This is a genomic window from Azospirillum sp. B506 (genome assembly GCF_000333595.1).
Classification (GTDB): Bacteria; Pseudomonadota; Alphaproteobacteria; order Azospirillales; family Azospirillaceae; genus Azospirillum.
Genome location: NZ_BADK01000117.1, coordinates 1 through 1,144, shown reverse-complemented (window position 1 = coordinate 1,144; position 1,144 = coordinate 1). Strand labels below are relative to the sequence as shown.

1 protein-coding gene and 2 pseudogenes are annotated in these 1,144 nt (G+C 64.7%); 2 read left to right on the top strand and 1 reads right to left on the bottom strand.

Going from position 1 to position 1,144, the window contains the following annotated elements:
- Nucleotides 1–45 precede the first annotated feature (45 nt).
- Nucleotides 46–198 (top strand): hypothetical protein, encoded by a 153-nt coding sequence (locus I71_RS38140; protein ID WP_159107342.1) that lies wholly within the window; start codon nt 46–48, stop codon nt 196–198.
- 98 nt (nt 199–296) lie between these two features.
- On the opposite strand, the pseudogene I71_RS04225 reads toward I71_RS38140, so the two are convergent.
- Nucleotides 297–551, bottom strand: a pseudogene (locus tag I71_RS04225) (transposase domain-containing protein); the annotation flags it as partial.
- A 271-nt stretch (nt 552–822) separates the two neighbouring features.
- Between I71_RS04225 and I71_RS04220 the strand changes: the two are divergent.
- Nucleotides 823–1,144 (top strand): annotated as a pseudogene (locus I71_RS04220) (IS110 family transposase); the annotation flags it as partial.

The window sequence follows — 1,144 nt, the reverse complement described above, 5'->3', positions numbered from 1 at the left end:
GAGCTCGCCGCATTCCTGCTCGGCCGCAATTAAGGAAGGTTCACCGTGCCCCCAGTCGAAACACCGGTGACGCCCAAGGAAGCCGCCACGCTCACCGCCCAGGAGTTTCTGGAGGCCGTGGTCGCCGGCTGGCCGATCCGATTGGCCGACGGCAGTTCCTTCCAATTGGAGGATTCGCGGCAGGTAAGCATCCGCTGAGTGCCGCGGTCAGGCAGCTTTCGTCTGCTCGCGGATTGCCTTCCATTCCTAGGGGAGGAGTTCGTGCAGGCGGGGTAAGCATCCGCTGAGTGCCGCGGTCAGGCAGCTTTCGTCTGCTCGCGGATTGCCTTCCAATCCCAGGGGAGGAGTTCGTGCAGGCGGGTTTGGGGGATGTCGTTGATGCGGGCCAGCACATCGGCGAGCCATGCCTGGGGATCGACGTCGTTGAGCTTCGCCGTGGTGATCAGGCCGTACATGATCGCCGCCCGCTGGCCGCCGCGATCGGAGCCGCAGAACAGCCAGGCTTTCCTCCCGAGGGCGATCCCGCGCAGGCCGCGTTCGGCGGCATTGTTAACTGGCATGCTGTTACCTGGCGCTGGCCGGTTCTGGCGATTAGATCGCGGTTGCGGTATCTATCGTCCACCGGGATAGGGGCGCCGGGAGCATGAAACGGCGGCAGGCCGTCCTTACGATGAGCTGCGAGCTCGCGTTGTTACATGGCCGCCTCCTACGACTTGCCCGGTTGCGCTGCGAGCGCGGATCCGTAGATGTCGTGCAAGCCCGCCAGCTCCCGAACCACCACTGGACGGACCACTGGAGGGAAGGAGCATGCGCATCATCGGCATGGATATTCACCGCTCGTTCGCCCAAGTCGCCTTCCTGGTGGACGGCCAGGTGACAAAGGAAGCCAGGGTCGACCTTGCCCATGATCGCTTCCTGAAATTTGCCAAGACCCTTGAGCCAACCGACGAGGTGGTCATCGAGGCCACCGGCAACAGCTCGGCTGTGGAGCGTGTCCTGCGGCCTTTCGTCAAGCGGGTCGCCGTGGCCAACCCCCGGCTCGTGCGGGCCATCGCCTATGCCCGCGTGAAGACACGACAGATCGACGCGGTGATCCTGGCGCGCCTGCATGCGGCAGGCTTCCTGCCGGAAGTCTGGGTTCCCG